Annotated in this window: 24 protein-coding genes; 11 read left to right on the forward strand and 13 right to left on the reverse strand. The window is 28.9% G+C overall.

Features of this window, described 5'->3' with window-relative positions:
- The first annotated feature begins 73 nt into the window (after window positions 1-73).
- The 9 genes from MK083_03390 (at window position 74) to MK083_03430 (ending at window position 7492) form a co-directional block, all read left to right on the forward strand.
- Window positions 74-616: a hypothetical protein gene (locus MK083_03390; GenBank protein MCH2673495.1), complete on the forward strand. Its 543-nt coding sequence runs from the start codon at window positions 74-76 to the stop codon at window positions 614-616.
- Complete coding sequence (locus tag MK083_03395) at window positions 613-1167, forward strand: hypothetical protein (protein MCH2673496.1); 555 nt, start codon at window positions 613-615, stop codon at window positions 1165-1167. Before MK083_03390 ends, MK083_03395 begins: the two co-directional genes overlap by 4 nt.
- 118 nt (window positions 1168-1285) lie before the next feature.
- Window positions 1286-3916 (forward strand): DNA gyrase subunit A, encoded by a 2631-nt coding sequence (gyrA, locus tag MK083_03400; GenBank protein MCH2673497.1) that lies wholly within the window; start codon window positions 1286-1288, stop codon window positions 3914-3916.
- Entirely contained in the window at window positions 3917-4387 is a 471-nt protein-coding gene (locus MK083_03405) for a flavin reductase family protein (protein ID MCH2673498.1), read from the forward strand. It abuts the gene before it with no gap.
- An 11-nt stretch (window positions 4388-4398) separates the two neighbouring features.
- Window positions 4399-5724, forward strand: a complete 1326-nt coding sequence (locus tag MK083_03410; GenBank protein MCH2673499.1) for a glycosyltransferase family 4 protein — start codon at window positions 4399-4401, stop codon at window positions 5722-5724.
- 67 nt (window positions 5725-5791) lie between these two features.
- On the forward strand, window positions 5792-6136 hold the full coding sequence (rplU, locus tag MK083_03415) for a 50S ribosomal protein L21 (protein ID MCH2673500.1): 345 nt from the start codon (window positions 5792-5794) through the stop codon (window positions 6134-6136).
- Window positions 6126-6392 (forward strand): 50S ribosomal protein L27, encoded by a 267-nt coding sequence (gene rpmA / locus MK083_03420; protein MCH2673501.1) that lies wholly within the window; start codon window positions 6126-6128, stop codon window positions 6390-6392. Before rplU ends, rpmA begins: the two co-directional genes overlap by 11 nt.
- A complete protein-coding gene (rpmE, locus tag MK083_03425; GenBank protein ID MCH2673502.1) occupies window positions 6392-6598 on the forward strand; it encodes a 50S ribosomal protein L31 in 207 nt (68 codons plus the stop codon). Before rpmA ends, rpmE begins: the two co-directional genes overlap by 1 nt.
- Before the next feature lie 9 nt (window positions 6599-6607).
- The gene (locus MK083_03430; protein ID MCH2673503.1) at window positions 6608-7492 is read left to right on the forward strand and encodes a DUF1385 domain-containing protein; all 885 of its coding nucleotides are present in this window, start codon (window positions 6608-6610) and stop codon (window positions 7490-7492) included.
- Window positions 7493-7496: 4 nt separating this feature from the next.
- On the opposite strand, the gene hisIE is transcribed toward MK083_03430, so the two are convergent.
- Genes hisIE through MK083_03460 form a run of 6 tightly spaced genes read right to left on the reverse strand, consistent with a single transcriptional unit; the run spans window position 7497 to window position 11482 of the window.
- Window positions 7497-8102: a bifunctional phosphoribosyl-AMP cyclohydrolase/phosphoribosyl-ATP diphosphatase HisIE gene (hisIE, locus tag MK083_03435; GenBank protein ID MCH2673504.1), complete on the reverse strand. Its 606-nt coding sequence runs from the start codon at window positions 8100-8102 to the stop codon at window positions 7497-7499.
- Window positions 8099-8821 (reverse strand): HAD family hydrolase, encoded by a 723-nt coding sequence (locus tag MK083_03440; protein MCH2673505.1) that lies wholly within the window; start codon window positions 8819-8821, stop codon window positions 8099-8101. The genes hisIE and MK083_03440 overlap by 4 nt, the downstream gene beginning before the upstream one ends.
- A complete protein-coding gene (gene hisF, locus MK083_03445; protein ID MCH2673506.1) occupies window positions 8818-9573 on the reverse strand; it encodes an imidazole glycerol phosphate synthase subunit HisF in 756 nt (251 codons plus the stop codon). The genes MK083_03440 and hisF overlap by 4 nt, the downstream gene beginning before the upstream one ends.
- A 3-nt stretch (window positions 9574-9576) precedes the next feature.
- Window positions 9577-10287, reverse strand: a complete 711-nt coding sequence (hisA, locus tag MK083_03450; GenBank protein MCH2673507.1) for a 1-(5-phosphoribosyl)-5-[(5-phosphoribosylamino)methylideneamino]imidazole-4-carboxamide isomerase — start codon at window positions 10285-10287, stop codon at window positions 9577-9579.
- 1 nt (window position 10288) lies between these two features.
- Window positions 10289-10918, reverse strand: a complete 630-nt coding sequence (gene hisH / locus MK083_03455; GenBank protein ID MCH2673508.1) for an imidazole glycerol phosphate synthase subunit HisH — start codon at window positions 10916-10918, stop codon at window positions 10289-10291.
- 3 nt (window positions 10919-10921) lie between these two features.
- Window positions 10922-11482 (reverse strand): cob(I)yrinic acid a,c-diamide adenosyltransferase, encoded by a 561-nt coding sequence (locus MK083_03460; GenBank protein MCH2673509.1) that lies wholly within the window; start codon window positions 11480-11482, stop codon window positions 10922-10924.
- A gap of 101 nt (window positions 11483-11583) precedes the next feature.
- On the opposite strand from MK083_03460, the gene MK083_03465 reads away from it, so the two are divergent.
- A complete protein-coding gene (locus MK083_03465; GenBank protein ID MCH2673510.1) occupies window positions 11584-11931 on the forward strand; it encodes an iron-sulfur cluster assembly accessory protein in 348 nt (115 codons plus the stop codon).
- Complete coding sequence (locus tag MK083_03470; GenBank protein MCH2673511.1) at window positions 11888-12775, forward strand: hypothetical protein; 888 nt, start codon at window positions 11888-11890, stop codon at window positions 12773-12775. The genes MK083_03465 and MK083_03470 overlap by 44 nt, the downstream gene beginning before the upstream one ends.
- Here MK083_03470 and MK083_03475 read toward each other — a convergent pair.
- Genes MK083_03475 through MK083_03505 form a run of 7 tightly spaced genes read right to left on the reverse strand, consistent with a single transcriptional unit; the run spans window position 12772 to window position 17362 of the window.
- Window positions 12772-13524 carry an SDR family oxidoreductase gene (locus MK083_03475; protein ID MCH2673512.1) on the reverse strand — a complete coding sequence of 251 codons (753 nt, stop codon included), beginning with the start codon at window positions 13522-13524 and terminating at the stop codon, window positions 12772-12774. The genes MK083_03470 and MK083_03475 overlap by 4 nt on opposite strands.
- Window positions 13521-14264, reverse strand: a complete 744-nt coding sequence (gene fabG / locus MK083_03480) for a 3-oxoacyl-[acyl-carrier-protein] reductase (protein MCH2673513.1) — start codon at window positions 14262-14264, stop codon at window positions 13521-13523. The genes MK083_03475 and fabG overlap by 4 nt, the downstream gene beginning before the upstream one ends.
- Complete coding sequence (gene plsX, locus MK083_03485; protein MCH2673514.1) at window positions 14264-15265, reverse strand: phosphate acyltransferase PlsX; 1002 nt, start codon at window positions 15263-15265, stop codon at window positions 14264-14266. The genes fabG and plsX overlap by 1 nt, the downstream gene beginning before the upstream one ends.
- Window positions 15266-15277: 12 nt before the next feature.
- Window positions 15278-15607, reverse strand: a complete 330-nt coding sequence (locus tag MK083_03490; GenBank protein ID MCH2673515.1) for a MaoC family dehydratase — start codon at window positions 15605-15607, stop codon at window positions 15278-15280.
- A gap of 31 nt (window positions 15608-15638) precedes the next feature.
- Entirely contained in the window at window positions 15639-16028 is a 390-nt protein-coding gene (locus tag MK083_03495) for a hypothetical protein (protein ID MCH2673516.1), read from the reverse strand.
- Window positions 16018-16602, reverse strand: coding sequence for a TlpA family protein disulfide reductase (locus MK083_03500; GenBank protein MCH2673517.1), 585 nt, complete (start codon window positions 16600-16602; stop codon window positions 16018-16020). The genes MK083_03495 and MK083_03500 overlap by 11 nt, the downstream gene beginning before the upstream one ends.
- A complete protein-coding gene (locus MK083_03505; protein MCH2673518.1) occupies window positions 16589-17362 on the reverse strand; it encodes a hypothetical protein in 774 nt (257 codons plus the stop codon). The genes MK083_03500 and MK083_03505 overlap by 14 nt, the downstream gene beginning before the upstream one ends.
- Window positions 17363-17417 lie beyond the last annotated feature (55 nt).

Here is a 17417-nt window from a genome sequence, read left to right on the forward strand (position 1 = left end):
CTATAATGATAATGGATTTAAAAATTAAAAAAGGTAGGAATCAGTTTTGCTAAGTTTTTTTAAGAAAGATTTTTTGAATCAACTCTGGTTAAATTTTGAAAAATTATTAGAAATTACAAATCAGAATAATGAATTCAAGCTCTTGCCTTCCACGGGATTATTATTATCAAAAGTTTCTGATAATGATTTTTTAGTTGATATAAAATCAAATTTGAAAATTATTTTAAATCAAGGTGAAGGAGCTACAAAAACAAGAATCAAAATTGTTGAAGATAGTGATGATATGGAGTGGGTATTACTATCAGATAAAAATTTATTTGATTTACTTTCTTCAGTCTATACAGCAGTGAATGCAATCAATATTAACTCAAATATAAATAATCTTATTGCAATAGCATTAAAATTTTCAATAAATATTGATAACAAAGAAAAAATTATTTTTTTGATATGTAGAATGGACTTAAGATCTTTTTATCCATTTGCTCCTACATCAAATAAATTAGGCGATAGAAATGATGAAATTGAAAATTTATTTTTTGATTTTCTTAGATCTAATAGAATTAAACTAGAAAATAATAAAAGAAACTGGTTAGGATTGTGGGGGATTCCGGTTTGAATATATTGGTTATTTTAGAAAATGATGACTTAGGAAGCGAATTAAAAAGTTTGCTAGTGACTAATAATATTGATTATTCTCTAGATTATCATTCAAATAAAGAAATATCTGGATTAATTTTATTATCAAACAAAATAAATAAAGAACAAAAAAAACTTATTACTGAATTATTAAGAGATCAAATTCCTATAATTGGAATTGATAAAGGTTTTGAAGGTCTAAATGATCTTTTTGGAGGGAAAAAATTATTTTCAAAAAAGGAAGTCATACCATTAAATCAATTATTTTTGAGTCCAGGTTCTAAACTTTCTCATATCATTGGAGGTTCAGGTTGGGTAAAGTCAAATTTTTTACAGTCAAAAAACATAATCCAAAGTCAACTGTCAGATTTTTTTTTCGCCTCTATAATATCTGAAAATGGACAAATTTTAGCATTCGAAAAACCGGGTGATCATTGGGTGTTTGGATTAAATTTCGATCTGATAAATTCTGAATTACCAAAAGGTTTTGATAACATTTTGGAAGTTTTTTTACATAAATGCATTGAGTAAGTTAAATTATTAATATCATACTCACATATAAAAAGGTTATTGTATCTCCCTCGCGCGCTTGCGCGCGCGCGTGGGAAAATATATAAGTTACATATAAATATAATATTCAGAGGTCGTGATGGTAACAGATAATCTAGGTGAAATTAAAAAAGTAGATATTCAAGATGAAATGAAAAGCTCTTATCTTGATTATGCAATGAGTGTAATTGTTTCAAGAGCTCTGCCTGATGTTCGAGATGGCTTAAAGCCTGTTCAAAGAAGAGTTTTGTACGCCATGCATGATCAGGGGATGAGACCTAATTCGTCCTATAAGAAAAGTGCTAGACTTGTTGGTGAAGTGTTAGGTAAATATCACCCTCATGGTGATTCCTCTGTTTATGCTGCTCAAGTTAGAATGGCCCAACCATTTTCTATGAGATACACATTAGTTGATGGCCAAGGAAACTATGGTAGTGTTGATGGCGATCCTGCTGCTGCTATGAGATATACAGAATGTAAGCTCTCACCTATAACTGAAAGTCTTTTGGGGGATATTGAAAAGGAAACTATTGATTGGGTAGATAATTTTGATCAATCACTTAAAGAACCTTCTGTGTTACCTGCTATTTTACCTAACCTATTAGTTAATGGTGCTTCAGGAATTGCTGTAGGAATGGCTACTAATATACCTCCACATAACTTGAGTGAAATTTGTGATGGTGTAACAATGGTTATTGAAAATCCAGAAGCAAACGTAGATGATTTGATGAAAGTTGTGAAAGGGCCTGATTTTCCTACTGGTGCTGAAATATGGGGGCTTAATGGAATCAGAGATGCATTTGCTAATGGAAGAGGCAGGGTAATGGTTCAGGCTAAGCATATTATCGAAGATGTGAAAAAACTAGATAGACAAAGATTGATATTTACAGAAATTCCTTACCAAGTAAATAAAGCCTCCTTAGTAATGAAAATTGCTGAGTTGATTAAAGCTAAAAAACTTGAAGGAGTTTCAGAGGTAAGAGATGAGTCTGATAGAAAAGGTATGAGAGTTGTCTTGGAATTGAGAAAAGGAGCCTCATCTAGTTTGATTCTTAATAACTTATATAAACAAACACAATTAAGATCCTCGTTTTCTGTAAATATGATTGCTTTAGTAGACGGTACTCCTCAAATATTAAATTTAAAACAAAGTATCAATCACTATATTTCTTTTAGAGAAGAAGTTATCAGAAGAAGAGCTGAATATGATCTTAAAAGAGCTAAAGCTAGGCTACATGTTTTAGAAGGTCTAAGAATTGCTATAAAGAATTTAGACAAAGTTATTGAATTGATTAGAGCTTCTGAAGATGTTGAAACTGCAAGAAATGCATTGATGACAGAGTTTGATCTAAGTGAGATTCAGTCTCAAGCTATATTAGATATGCAATTAAGAAGATTGGCAGCTCTTGAAATAGAAAAAATTGAAAATGAGTTTAAAGAATTATCTGAATTGGTAGAAGATTTAGAAGATTTGCTATCTAATCAAAAAAGAATTTTCAGTGTTATTAAGACTGAAACATTGCAATTAAAAAGAAAGTATGGTGAAGATAGGCGAACTAAAGTTAATGAAATGGATCTTAAGGAATGGAAAAGAGAAGACATGGAACCTAGTCTTGATGTTGTTATTACTTTATCAAAAGGTGGTTATGTCAAGAGAATATTAGAAACTACATATCGAGCTCAACATAGAGGTGGAAAAGGTAAAGTAGGTCAAAAAATGACTAAAGATGGCGATGTTGTGCCTTATATTCAAGTAGCAAATACTCATGATACTTTGCTTTTTTTTACTGACAAAGGAAGGGTTTTTTCATTAAGAGTTTTTGAGCTTTCAGCAGACCAATCTAGAACTTCTAGAGGTACGCCAGTTTCTAACATAATTAATCTAGCACCAAATGAAAAAGTGACAGCTATGCTAACTGTTACAAGTTTACTTGAAGATACCTATCTATTAATGGTTACAAAAGCAGGTAAAGTTAAGAGAATGCATTTGCCGCTATTAAGAAATATAAATAGAGGAGGATTAAATACCTTCAAACTATCAAAAGATGATGAATTGATTTCTGTTTCATTAGCTGATGCTGATGAAGACCTAACAATAATCACTCGTGAAGGTATGTCTATTAGGTTTCCTTCATCTCAAGTTAGACCTACTCAAAGAGGTGCTGGAGGAATAAGAGGTATTAAGATGAAAACATCTCAGGATGTTGTAGTTTATAGTGGTGTTGTAAATGATGAAGGCTCACTATTGATAATTGGACGTAGAGGAATTGGTAAATTGAGCGAATTTAGGAACTATAGGGTTCAAAATAGAGGAGGATCTGGTGTATTAACTCTCAAGGTTACTGATAAAACTGGTAAAATAGCCGGTGGTGCAGTGGTAACTGATGAAGTATTTAATGCAGCTAAGGATATAAAAGAAGAAAATAAATCTAAGGATAAAAAGTATCAAGGAGATGGTTTCCTATTCATACTTACAGATAATGCTCAAATTATTAGAACGCATATAAATCAAATCAGAAGAGCTGGAAGAGTTACTCAAGGGGTTACTATAGTTAAACCAAATGCAGGAGATGCTATCAGTGGTGTATTTATAAACTTCGTTCAAGACAAAAGAAAAGCTAGAAAGATTGTCGATATCAAAGAAATAGAAAAAAATGAAGAATTTGTGAATTCAGATTTGCAGGAGTCAAATTCAGAGGTTAAAATTGAGGAATCAAATACTGAAAGTTAGATGATTAATGATTCTGAATATAGAAAATCCTGGAGTAATTTTCCTACAGGGGTTTCTGTATTAGCAACTAGGGACAATAATAAGAATTTAGTTGGAATGACAGCTAATTCTCTTATGAGCATTTCTCTAGAACCAAAGATTATAATGATTTCTGTTGGTAATAATCGATCTATATTAGAGTATTTAGGTATAAAAGATAATGTTAGCATTTCAATTTTAACTAAAGGACAATCTAATATTGCTGATTATTTTTCAAACTCAAATCAAAGCTTAAAAGAAAATTATTTTTTAGAAAAAAATGAAATTTATTATATTGAAGATTGTCTCTGTTATTTTTTTTGTAAAATTATAAATTTTTATGTAGTTGGTGATCATACAGTTTTTTCATTACTTGTAGAAAAAATGAACATAGGTGAAAATAGGTCTCCTCTTATTTGGTATCAAGGCAACTTTAGTAATAAAATTTTATGAAAATTGCATGTTTGTCATTAGTTGAAATTTTTCCAGATTACGTTTTGGGTGGCTCTCAAAATATACTAAGAAAAATAATAATAGGCTTAAGAAATAATGGTATTAGAGTTAGATTATTCTCACCAATAAATGATCAACCAAAGTCATTTATTAATGATGTAGAAATAGAGAATATATTAAATCTAAGAGGATCATTTCCTAGTCCCTTTGAAATCCCTTTATACGAATTACAAAATCTATCTAATACAATAGATGAAATAAAAACTTGGGCAGATAGAATCTATTTACATGGAGATGGTTGGTTTATGAGAGAAGAATTTTTTGGTTCAAATATAATTAGCGGAATTCATGATCTTGTTTATCAAGAATCATTAACTTCAGTAATCTTTTCAAAATCAAATAAAATAATAGTTCCTTCAAATTATCTAAAACAAACTATCAAAGCATCATTAAGTAAAGAAAGATTCAGATCAAAAAATATATCAGTTATAAAGAATTCAATAGATAATTTTTCTAAGGAAAAGCATACTGAAAAGCACCCAGATAAAGATACTTTGGTTTTGTTATTTCCTCATAGACCTGATTTAAGAAAAGGTATAAATAATGCACTAAAAATTTCATTAGGATTTGCTCAGACGAAAAGATGGAAAAAAGTTATATTAAATGTTCCGAAATTTAATAAATTATTGAATAAAGATGAAAAAAACTCTTCGAATCTTCATTTAGATAGTCTTGAAAAATTTAATAGAAATGGAGGAGAAATCAACTTTCATGATTGGATTCCAATTAATGAAATGAGTCAATATTATAAATCTGGGGATTTAACTCTATGCCCTGGAAATTTTATTGAATCATTTGGTTTAGTTCCTCTTGAATCATTAGCTAACGGAACACCAGTAATATGTAGTGCTGTTGGTGCTTTTAGAGAATTTTCTAACTTTGAAGGAATCAGAATTATTCCTTACGGAGATATTGAGGGATTTGTAAATAAAGGCATAGAATTATTGGAAGAAATAAATGAAATAAAATATGGTTCTGAAAGAGTCATAAATAACTACAATTTAGATAATATGATTACTGAATATATAGAAACTTTTACTAATCCTAATTCAAAATTAAAAGAAGAAATAAATGATTCTCCTATGAAAGTTGATACTGTTGATGGTAAATATTTTATGTCTCCTTGGTGCTTTATTTCAAATAATAAAATTTATCATGATTATAAAGGTTGGATGAAAGATTTTGAAAATAAATTTAAATTGCAAAATAAAAGAATTATTCTAGATCATAAGTATATTGAAAAAGCCATCTCAGAAAAAATATTAATTTCTTATTAATTTATAGGCAAAATTTTCCTTTATTGTGTACAATTAATTCTTGTATAAACAAATTTAGATTAATTACATGGATTACGCAATTATAAAAACAGGTGGTAAGCAGTATCGAGTTAGAAAAGGAGATTTTCTAACAGTTGAAAAGCTTGAAGGTAATTCAGGTGATGAAGTGTCATTCAATGAAGTACTTTTAACTTCTCTTAAAGGTGAACTTAGTGTAGGTGAACCTATTGTTTCAGGAGCAGTAGTAAAAGCTAAAATTGAGGATCAAATTAAGGGCCAAAAAGTTATATCATTACGATATAAAAATAAGACAAGGCATAGAGTAAAGACTGGTCATAGGCAAAAATTAACTAATGTGATCATTCAGAGTATTTCAGTAAAGAAACCAAGGAGTAAATCTAATGGCTCATAAAAAAGGTGGAGGAACAAGTCGAAATGGTAGAGATAGTGCAGGTAAAAGACTTGGAGTAAAAACTTTCGGAGGAAAGTTTGTCACTGCTGGATCTATAATTGTGAGGCAAAGAGGAACCAGATTTGTTCCAGGAGAAAATGTAGGAATAGGTAGGGATCATACACTTTTTTCTAAAGTTGATGGAGTCGTTTCTTTTGATTGGGCTTCCAAAGTTAAAAGAAGAGTAAATGTATTGATCGAAAGTGTAGAAAAATAATGAAAAAAGAAACACATCCCAAATTATTTGAAGCTGAAGTTCATTGTATGTGTGGATCGGGTAATGTATGGAAAACAATATCAACTAAGGAAAGAATTTCAGTTGAAATTTGTAGTCAATGTCATCCTGCTTGGACTGGAGAACAACGAATTGTTGACACAGAGGGTCGAGTAGAAAGAATGAATAGAAGATATAACTTAAAATAACTCCATCGGATGAAAAAGCATTTCTATGGTGGTCAAGCAGTTATTGAAGGAGTTATGATTCGTGGTCAAAAAAATTGTGTAGTAGCTGTCAGAAATCCTGAAAAAAATATAGTTATAAAGCAAATAAAAATTCCTTCATTTTCTAAAGCATTATATAAAAAGATCCCATTCATAAGAGGGGTAATAATACTTCTAGAAATGATGGTTATTGGATATAGATCACTAACAAAGTCTTCTGAGATTGTTGAAGAAAACCAAAATCTAAACATTTCAACTATTGAGAAATTATTTTCTTATCTATTCAGTTCTGCTTTCTTGGTAATCGTATTATCTTTTTTCTTTTTAGTACCCCTTTTCTTATCTGATAGATTTGTTTTTATAGAAGATAACTTTGTCTTAAATAATATTTTAGAAGGAATAATTAGACTTATATTCTTTATACTTTATATTTATCTTATAAGTCTAAATAAGGATATCAAAAGGGTCTTTGCTTATCACGGAGCTGAACATAAAACAATTGCTGCTTATGAGGATAATATTGACACTAATTTAGATAATATTGAAAAGATTCAACTTTATGATAAAGAGCATCCAAGATGTGGAACCAGCTTTATTATGACTGTTATTCTTGTTTCTATAATACTTCATGTTTTTATTCCAAGAGAACCGCTTTTATTGTTATACCTCTCAAGAATTTTTTTATTTCCCATAATTGCAGGTCTTTCATATGAATTGATAAGACTTTCAAGTGTAACTTCAGATAATATTATGTCTAAACTTTTATCTTTACCAAATATTTGGATGCAAAAGTTAACTACTGCTGAACCAGAAGATGAAATGGTTGAAGTTGCATTAGCTGCAATAAATGAATCTATTAGATTAGATGCTAAATAAATTATTATGGTTTATTATGTCTGTTGCTAAGCTCTTTGATTACTTCTTCTAACTTTATATTTTCGTTGGATAAAAGTACAAGTAAGTGATACAAGAGATCAGCTGATTCATAAATTATATCTTCTTTTTTTTCAGCTAATGAAGCAATTATTACTTCAGAAGCTTCTTCTCCTATTTTTTTAGTAATTCGATTTAGTCCTTGAGCAAAAAGTTTAGTCGTGTAAGAATTTTCAGGCATTTCTTCTTTTCTTTGCATTATAAGGCTTTGTAATTGTTCTAGGGTAAAATCATAATTTTCATCAATATTACTTTCAGTTTCAAAACAGGAATTAGCAAGAGTATGGCAAGTTGGCCCCTCAGGGTTAGCTAGAATTAGTATAGAATCACCATCACAATCTATTAGAATTTTTTTTACTCTAAGGTAGTTTTTTGATGACTCCCCTTTTTCCCAAAGTCTATTTCTTGACCTTGAAAAAAACCAAACATTATTAGTCTGCGTTGTTTTTTCATATGCTTCGTTATTCATATATCCAAGCATCAAAATTTTTTTATTCTTAAAATTTTGTACTATAACGGGTAATAATTCTGATTTTTCAAAATTTGGTTTCATATAGTCTTTATTTTTAAGTATAGTTGTTTGAGATTAGAAATTTGAATGTGGTTATCAAATTCTTTAATCTCATTATATACCCTTCTATTTATCAAAAAAGGTTGCATCCCTACAGAACTTGATCCTTGAACATCATCAAATTCTTTATCTCCAATGTACCAACATTCTTTAGGGTCTAGTTTGTTTTGATGAATAAATTTTTTGAAAATATTAGGATTCGGTTTATAACAATTAGCATTTTCTGAAGATAGAATATAATCAAAAGATACACATAATTTGTCTAAAACAGGTAATAAAAAGTCGTTATCAGCATTAGAAATAACTCCAATTTTGTGATTACTTTTTAATTTATTAAGAATTTCTATAGAATCCTCATAAGGTTCATTCTGAGCCATACTTTCTATGCAAAGTTTGGCACATTCTTCTGAATTACCATTTATTTTTAATTCATTAAAAACAATATTGAAGCAGTCACTCCATGCTTTTTCATAAGTCTTAAAAACAGGACTATCTTCAATTTTTTTCATATTAGTCCTAACTTTTCTAAAATTTACCTCATATTTTTTCCATAAATTCCAGAAGTCATTTGCATCAAGATCCCAATTGTTTATAGATATAATTTTCTTAAATAATTGTTTCCATCTTAATATATCATTTTCAATAATAGTCTCAAAACAATCAAATAATAATACTTTTGGATAAGTAAGCTTCTTAATCATAGTCTTATAGATATCCCTTTTTCTTTAAGAAAATTTTTAGCTTCTCTAATTGAATATTTCCCAAAATGAAAGATACTGGCAGCTAAAACAGCATCTGATTTTCCTAGAATAAGAGCCTCTAATAAATGATCTAAATTGCCAGCACCTCCTGAAGCAATTACTGGTATGCTTACCAATTCATTCACCTGTTGGAGTAATTCATTATCATACCCGGTGTTTGAACCATCTTTATCCATACTTGTAAGAAGAATTTCTCCAGCTCCTCTATCTTCTACTTCTTTAACCCAATCAAGAGCATTTAATTCTGTCATATTTCGTCCACCATGAGTATGAACAATCCAATTATTATCAATTTTCTTTACATCAATAGCACTAACAACACACTGAGATCCGAACTCATCTGAGCAGCTATTAATTACTGAAGGATTATTTATAGCAGTTGTGTTAATAGAAACTTTATCAGCACCAGCTTCGAGCATTTGTTTCATATCATCAGCCCCTTGGATGCCACCACCTACTGTTAACGGTATAAATACCAATGATGAAACTTTCTTTACTACATCAATCATAGTTTTTCGACCTTCGTAAGTAGCAGTAATATCTAAAAATATAAGTTCATCAGCTCCTTCTACGTCATAAAACTTTGCTAACTCTGAAGGATCACCAGCATCTCTGATATTTATAAAGTTAATACCTTTTACGACTCTACCCTGATCAATATCAAGGCATGGAATTATTCTTTTAGTTAACATATATTACAGCTTTTCTAATGCTTCTTTTAAGTTTATATTTTTTTTATAAATAGACATCCCCAAAATAGCTCCATCAATATTAAGATTCTTAAGTTGAATTAAATCTTCTAATGATGAAATCCCTCCAGCTATAGTTAATTCCGTGCTGCAAAAATTTCTAAATTTAGATATGTAATCAAAATTTGGATGAGAAAGTGTTCCATCTTTTTCAATATCAGTATAAATAAAAGATTCACATCCTTCTTTTTGAAAATCTTCCACTATATTTTTTATACTTAAGTTTGAATTACCCATCCATCCTTTTGTTTTAACTTCTCCCTTGAAAGCATCTATGCTTATAGTAATAGATTTACCAAAGCTGTTAATGGATTTTATAACTTCTTTTTTATTTTCAAATGCAGCTGTTCCAAAAATAATTTTTGAAACACCTAAATTTAAGTATGAAAATGCTTTTTCGTAAGTTCTTATTCCTCCACCAACTTGAATTATGAGATTAGTCTTACTTAATATTTTTGCAATTATATCCATAATTTTTGTTTCACCATCTTTAGCGCCATCTAGATCAATAATATGAATATATTTACTACCTAATTCTTCAAATTTTCTTGCTACATTAAAAGGATCTTCATCAAATATAATTTCATTATCATAATTTCCTTTTATTAATCTTACACATTTCCCATCTCTAATATCTAAGGCTGGAAGTATCTTCATATTAATTCCGATCTACAATATTTATAAAATTTTCATAGATTTTTAGACCATCTTGTGAACTTTTTTCAGGATGAAATTGTACCGCATAAAGGTTATTTTTTTTTAAAGATACACACATTTCTATTGAGTATGTAGTTTTACCTGTTACTATATTAGATTCCTTTGGATCACAGTAATATGAGTGAACGAAATAAAAATTAGAATTATTTGCTATTCCTTCAAAAATATCCGTATTTTTGATTATTTCTAATTGATTCCAACCCATATGAGGAACCTTAAAGTTTTTCTGTTCGTTTTTTTGAGGAATATTTTTTACAGAACCTTTTAGTATTCCAAGTCCAGGCATTACTCCTTCAGCGGAATGTTCAAATAAAATTTGCATTCCTACACAAATACATAATATAGGTTTTCCTGAAGTATAAAAATCTCGAATAGTCCTTTCTAAATTTAGCTCTTTTATATTATTTAGTACAGTATCAGTTGTACTAACTCCTGGAATAATTAATCCTTTACTTTCAGAGATTATTTTTTCATTAAAAGTAATTTCATTATTAGGGTTAAATTTATCGACTGCTTTTTTAACGCTATGAAAGTTTGCAGATTTTGTATCTAATATTGATATGTCAGACATTATTTATTCCGTTGCTCTTAGATATTCACTATCCCTATCAATATATCTAGCTATGATAAAAAGTAAATCACTTAATCTATTTAGGTAAATAAGTATATTTTTATTATTTAATAGTTTTAAGTCCTTAACTTTGACACAAAGTCTTTCTGATTTTCTACAAGAAGTTCTAGCTATATCTATAAAAGATGATAATAAGCTGCCTCCAGGAAGTACAAAATAATTTATTTTAGGGGTTATCGATTGATATTTATCAATAATTTGTTCAATTTCTAATATCATTTCTTCTGTTAGATAATTATATTTTTTCTTTAATTCATCATACTTTTCAGTTGGACAGGCAATTTCAGAAGATATTATAAAAAGTTTTCTTTGTAACTTAATTATTATTTCTGAAATTTCTTTATCTTTACTTTCTGATGATAAGGAATAAGCTGCACCTAAGTTAGAAATACATTCATCAATTGCTCCATAGCATTCAACTCTTGCATCAAGTTTTGAAACTTTTTTGCCGAATAATAAAAAAGTTTCTCCTTTATCTCCGTTTTTTGTATATAGTCTAGCCAAATCTTTTTTTTTATGTTTTTTTTTATATAATAAATACTACAATGATTTTATAATCATGGCATTAATCCTGTATAGGAATTAGCATAAAAAGCTCTATAAATATGACTAGTAAAATCCCACTAAATACAATAAAGATTTCTGAAAAGGCTTCTCAGAAGGTTAAAGAGTTTGCTGCTAGAGATTCATTGAATAAATTTGGTTTGAAAGTAGCTGTTAGAGCAGGTGGATGCTCAGGGCTTGAATATGTTCTTGATATAGTTGATGGTCCTGATGAAAATGATAAAGTAATAACTCAAAATGGACTAGAAGTTTATATTCCTAAGAAAGCATATGTTTTTTTAGCTGGAACCTTCCTTGATTATACTGATGGACTCAATGGAAAAGGATTTGAGTTTGTAAATCCTAATGCTAAATCATCATGCGGATGTGGAGACTCTTTTTCTGTCTAAAATGAAAAGTCTTAAGAACCTAATTTATCGGTTTAATTACCCACTATGTAATGTTTTATCAGGAGTTGAATCGTATAAATTAAGTGGAATAGATGCAATTTCTTTTTTGGATAGAATATCAACAAATAAAATTGAAAATAAATTAAATAATAATTCTTCTAAAACAATACTAACCAATAATAAAGGTTCAATCATTGACATACTAAACTATAAAGTCTTAGATGAGAAAAATATTTTATTTACAATCGAGTCTAATAATTCCAAAACTATTGAATACTTAAAAAGCTTAATAATATTAGAAGATGTAGAAATTGTTAAGAATAGAATTCTTTCAAAGGTTTCTATTTATTCTAAAGATAAATTATCTGATAATTTAAATTTTTCTTCATATGATTTTTTTTATCAAGAAGTTTTAGAATCCTTATATGTATATGAGATATATGTAGAAAAAAAATTACATGAATCAATGTTATCTGAATTTCAGATTATAGATGAAAATAAGAAACAATTAATTGACATACATAATAATAAATTTGAATTTGATCCTAAATTAGAAAAAATTAACCCTTTAGAAACAGGACTTTATGATTATGTTTCTTTCAACAAAGGGTGTTATGTTGGTCAAGAAGTTATAGCACGTCTTCATAACTACCAAAAAGTATCAAGAAGTATAACTAAATTCTACTCAAATCATAAATTATCTATTAATACTATTTTTAAGACTAAAAATAATATTTCCGGAAAAATTATAAGTATAGTTAAAGAAGATAAAAGCTATATTGGACTTTGTTTAGTGAAAAAAAAAGATATAGAAAGTGTGTCAGAAAATTATATTTTGATTTAACGAAGAAGAAGCGTGTCTCCTCCGTCAACAAGGATATTTTGCCCTACAATCATATCACCTGCTTCCGAGCATAGATATATAACAACTTTTGCTACATCATTTGTTAGAAGTTTTCTCTGTTTAGGATTTTTCCTATTTAGAATTTTATTAATTTCCTCTTGATTAGGGAAATGTTTTATTGCATCAGTATCTAAAAGAGAGGCAGAAATAGAATTTACACTAATATCCCTAGAGGCTAAATCATATGCCAGATATCTTGTAACTGATTCTAGAGCTGCTTTTGAGACACCAATAGAAAAATAATTATTTAGTACTTTAGTAGAACCAGGAGAGCTAATATTTATAATTTTACCTTTTTTATTAATATTAGAATAAAGATTTCTTGATAATATCCAAGGACCTTTTACATTGACTTGCATAGTCCAATCCCAGTGTTTTTCTGTAGTATCAATAGAGTTTTTCATAACTCCTGAAGCTGCATTATTAATTAAATAATCAAACTTTATTTTCTCCTTAATTATAATTTCAGAAAAATCTTCAATATTTTTAGTACTCAACAAATTTAGTTTGAAATATTTTGCAGTTACTCCAAATTTTTCAATTTCTATCTTAAGTTTTTTTGATTCACTAATACTTCTAGAATAAGTAAAAATTACGTTACAATCATTTCTTGCAAATTCTAAGCATAGCTCTTTACCCAAACCTCTAGTTCCACCTGTAATTAATACAGTTTTATTTTTTAATATCATATAGCCATACCACCATCGACTCTAATTATCTCTCCTGTTATATATCTAGCTTCTTCTCTAGACAAAAAAGCTGCTATTGGAGCAATTTCATCAGGTTCCCCGAATCTTTGCATGGGAATCCATGACATCACTTCATTCTTTACTTTATCTGAAAGTACATCTGTAGTAGCAGTAGATATATATCCAGGTGCTATAACATTTACAGTTATATTTCTAGTTGCCACTTCTTTAGCAACTGATTTTGTAAAAGAATGAATTCCTGCTTTTGAAGCAGAATAATTTGACTGACCAATATTACCTCTTATACCTACAACAGAAGAAATATTTATGACTCTTCCCCATCTATTTTTTATCATATTGTTTATACAAAGCTTGGTACAATAAAAAGTCCCTTTGAGGTTTGTATCTATGACTTTATCAAAATCTTCAGGCTTCATTCTCATTAGTAATGAATCTGAAATAATACCTGCGTTATTATATAGTATTTCTACTGGTCCTAAAGAATTTTCTACTTGTTTAATCATTTCTTGTACCTCTTCAAGTTTTGAAACATTAGCTTTTACTATCATCCCCGAAGAGCCTCTTTTATTTATTTCTTTTAAAACTTCTTCAGCATCTTCTTTATGAGAATTATAATTTATAGCTATTTTATGTCCTTGTTCTGCAAGTCGTAGAGCTATAGCTCTTCCTATCCCTCTTGAGGCTCCAGTAATTAATACTATTCTTGGTAATTCTTCCATTATTTTCCTTTAGTTTCAGATCTTATTTTATTAATAGCCTCAATTTGCTTACTAACCCAATCATTTTCAATTGTAATTCTAGCTGTATTAATAGCACTAACGATAGTGTCTATTTTTGATGCTCCATGACCTATTATACCTATCCCTTTAATACCAAATATAGGTCCTCCTCCATATGACTCTGAGACTATATTTGTTTTATTAAAAATTTCTTTAGCTAAATCTTTGTCACCATTTTTATATAAAATTTCATTTGATATTTTTTTCCCTAATCCTTCAGTTATTTTCAGTAATATATTCCCTACAAATCCATCACAAATAACCACATCTACTTTACTTTCAAATAAGTCTTCTGGCTCTATATTACCTACAAAATTTAGAGAGCTTTTAGATAGTAATTCAAATGAATCTTTTATAAGCATATTTCCTTTACCTTCTTCAGAGCCAACAGATAATAAAGCTACTTTAGGATTATCTTTATTAAACATCAATTTAGAAACTTGATTACCAATTGCCGCAAAGTCGACTAGTTGAGTAGATTTGGTATCAACATTTGATCCCAAATCTAAAATGATCATTTCAGGAGAATAACCTATGACTGGTCCACCAATTGAACCCCTTTCAATTCCATCAATTGTCCCAAATAAGATTGTTGCAGCAGCTAAGCTAGCTCCTGAAGAACCCATACTAACAAATCCGTCAGCATGCCCTTTCTTGACTAATCCAGCAGATACAAAAACTGATGCTTTCGGCTTAGACCGAAAAGCATGAACAGGACTTTCTCCTTCCATAACAATTCCTTCAGAAGGTATGATTTTCATTTTTTCAGATATTTCTTGAGGATATTTTTCAAGCTCTTTTTGAATTTTTTTTAGATCTCCCACTAGAGCTACATTAATTCCTAATTCTGTAATTGCTCTAATAGCAGCTGGAACCGTAACACTGGGACCTATATCTCCACCCATGGCATCTAAAGCTATAACTCCATTAAATTTTTCCATTTTATTCCTCTTTTATTCTGTTGTGAATGAAGCCGAAACAACTTCCTCACCACTTTCGTTCATACATAGAATTTTAATATTTTTCCCAATTCCTTCAATACTATTTTCTTTATGGAATATTCTTATTTTTTCTTCTGAATATACAGGATTCTTAAATCTTCCTTCAAAATTTGAATTATTGAACCAATCTTCAGAATAGTATTTATATAGATACTCCATAATTATAGAAAGAGTTAGCATTCCATGAGCTATTCTTTTCTTAAATTGACTTTTTTCTGCAAATTCTTCATCCAAATGAATTGGGTTAAAATCCTTTGATGCAGAGGCATAGTCATTGATCATTTGTTGAGTAACTACTATTTCAAAAAAATCTTTAATTTTTTTCTCCTAAATCACTTATTAAGATTGTACTAATTGATTCTCCTAAATTAATTTTAGAACCATCTCTGTATTGAATCTTAATTTTTATAAAGAAATTTCCTCTTCTTTCTGTTTTTGAAACTATTTCTGGATAGGCAAAAACCGTTTCTTTTTCATTGATCTTTTTAATCCATTTTACTGTTTGATTCAAATGAACTGCGCCTTCTTCTAAATTTATATCTTCCAATAGAATTCCAAAACTGGTTGAAATTAAGTAGAAAGGGGAATGATTTCTAATATCTCTATTTTTTATAGCTTTAGAATATGCATCTGAGGATTTTTCATCATAAGTGATTTCATATGGTCCAAATTTATGACCAATTTCAAATTCCTTAATTGCCATTATCTTTATCCTCTTGCAAAAGTCTCTCTAGGTAACCGTCTAATGATTTTTTATTATTAGGACCATTTATCTTAAATGCAAATGATCCATCGCTTTTAACAAAAAATTTTTCAGGTACAGCTATTACTCCAAAGTCTACTGCAGTACTACCATTATTATCAATTATTATATCGTACTGAATATCGTATTTATTTATAAATTCTTGGATTTCATTAGGTTGATCCCAGACCGCAATTCCAACGAAATTTATTCCCCTAAAACTCCATTCTTTTTGAGCATCAGATAAAATATACGCCTCTTTGATGCATGGACCGCACCAAGAAGACCAAAAATCAATCACTAATGGTTTACCTTTATAATCAGATAAATTTATCCTTTTACCATCAATAGTTTCTAAACTAAATTTAGTACCTTCTGGAGCAGAAATAGAAACTTCTCCCAGTATACTATTTACTCCCAAATTTATTTTTGGAGTTTTTTCACTAACACTTCCAGCAATCATTAATGAAAAAAATAAAACTAGAAAGAGAAAAGAAATTATTATTATTAGATTTTTAGAATTAATTATTTTCAATTTTTTTTCTTCTATTTATAAAAAATCTAATAATAAAAAAAAATATTATGAAATTAATCATAATTAAGATTATTACCAAATTTAATATTTCGTAATTTAGACTACCTGTTATTTTATTTATGAATGAGCTTGGAATATCTTTCATTTCAATATTCAAGTAATCACCCTTTGAGTAATTTTCTCCTATATATTCATCAAAAATATTTGATGAAATATTTATTTGTTTTGAGAAATCAATATTATTTCCCAAAATTACTCCAGCTCCTTCAGGAATAATTATCTTAAAATTATTTGCTCCATGCGGTAAATGTAAAGGAAATAATAGTTCCGATGATTTATATTTGATATTAAAATTAAATATTAGATTATACTCTCCAGGAGGAATATCAGATGTTATAGCAAAGCCTTTTGATAGTTCTATCAAGTTACCGTCCGGAAGGTCTGTTTCTACGTATAAATCAGAAAAACCTTCAGGTAAACTAAACCTTAGAAAATTCATACCCGTAGATGCAACGTCTGTAAAATTAGGAGAAAATATCATATCTGTAGGATTTTCAATCTTAACTGCTGTGATTACTGATAATACTTGATCATTTTGATTAACAGATAAAATTGACATATTGTATTCTTTTATATTTATTTCATTAATGTCCAACGATTCATTTGCATAAATATAATTTGAATAATTATTAAAATTAAGTGCTAATATAATCCATAAAAATACAAAGTTAGAGATCCTGATTCTATTCATCATTTTCATCTTTATCTTTCTTTTTATAAAAAGGGCTAACAATTAGATATGTTGAAAATAAAAC

The organism is Dehalococcoidia bacterium (genome assembly GCA_022451965.1).
In the GTDB taxonomy this organism is placed as follows: domain Bacteria; phylum Chloroflexota; class Dehalococcoidia; order Lucifugimonadales; family Lucifugimonadaceae; genus TMED-70.

What these genes read in the sequence shown, in the direction of transcription:
- gyrA (MCH2673497.1), top strand. Translation starts at nt 1,286, where the DNA reads ATGGTAACAGATAATCTAGGTGAAATTAAAAAAGTAGATATTCAAGAT.
- MK083_03405 (MCH2673498.1), top strand. Translation starts at nt 3,917, where the DNA reads ATGATTAATGATTCTGAATATAGAAAATCCTGGAGTAATTTTCCTACA.
- rplU (MCH2673500.1), top strand. Translation starts at nt 5,792, where the DNA reads ATGGATTACGCAATTATAAAAACAGGTGGTAAGCAGTATCGAGTTAGA.
- rpmA (MCH2673501.1), top strand. Translation starts at nt 6,126, where the DNA reads ATGGCTCATAAAAAAGGTGGAGGAACAAGTCGAAATGGTAGAGATAGT.
- rpmE (MCH2673502.1), top strand. Translation starts at nt 6,392, where the DNA reads ATGAAAAAAGAAACACATCCCAAATTATTTGAAGCTGAAGTTCATTGT.
- MK083_03430 (MCH2673503.1), top strand. Translation starts at nt 6,608, where the DNA reads ATGAAAAAGCATTTCTATGGTGGTCAAGCAGTTATTGAAGGAGTTATG.
- hisIE (MCH2673504.1), bottom strand. Translation starts at nt 8,102, where the DNA reads ATGAAACCAAATTTTGAAAAATCAGAATTATTACCCGTTATAGTACAA.
- MK083_03440 (MCH2673505.1), bottom strand. Translation starts at nt 8,821, where the DNA reads ATGATTAAGAAGCTTACTTATCCAAAAGTATTATTATTTGATTGTTTT.
- hisF (MCH2673506.1), bottom strand. Translation starts at nt 9,573, where the DNA reads ATGTTAACTAAAAGAATAATTCCATGCCTTGATATTGATCAGGGTAGA.
- hisA (MCH2673507.1), bottom strand. Translation starts at nt 10,287, where the DNA reads ATGAAGATACTTCCAGCCTTAGATATTAGAGATGGGAAATGTGTAAGA.
- hisH (MCH2673508.1), bottom strand. Translation starts at nt 10,918, where the DNA reads ATGTCTGACATATCAATATTAGATACAAAATCTGCAAACTTTCATAGC.
- MK083_03465 (MCH2673510.1), top strand. Translation starts at nt 11,584, where the DNA reads ATGACTAGTAAAATCCCACTAAATACAATAAAGATTTCTGAAAAGGCT.
- MK083_03470 (MCH2673511.1), top strand. Translation starts at nt 11,888, where the DNA reads ATGCTAAATCATCATGCGGATGTGGAGACTCTTTTTCTGTCTAAAATG.
- MK083_03475 (MCH2673512.1), bottom strand. Translation starts at nt 13,524, where the DNA reads ATGATATTAAAAAATAAAACTGTATTAATTACAGGTGGAACTAGAGGT.
- fabG (MCH2673513.1), bottom strand. Translation starts at nt 14,264, where the DNA reads ATGGAAGAATTACCAAGAATAGTATTAATTACTGGAGCCTCAAGAGGG.
- plsX (MCH2673514.1), bottom strand. Translation starts at nt 15,265, where the DNA reads ATGGAAAAATTTAATGGAGTTATAGCTTTAGATGCCATGGGTGGAGAT.
- MK083_03490 (MCH2673515.1), bottom strand. Translation starts at nt 15,607, where the DNA reads ATGATCAATGACTATGCCTCTGCATCAAAGGATTTTAACCCAATTCAT.
- MK083_03495 (MCH2673516.1), bottom strand. Translation starts at nt 16,028, where the DNA reads ATGGCAATTAAGGAATTTGAAATTGGTCATAAATTTGGACCATATGAA.
- MK083_03505 (MCH2673518.1), bottom strand. Translation starts at nt 17,362, where the DNA reads ATGAAAATGATGAATAGAATCAGGATCTCTAACTTTGTATTTTTATGG.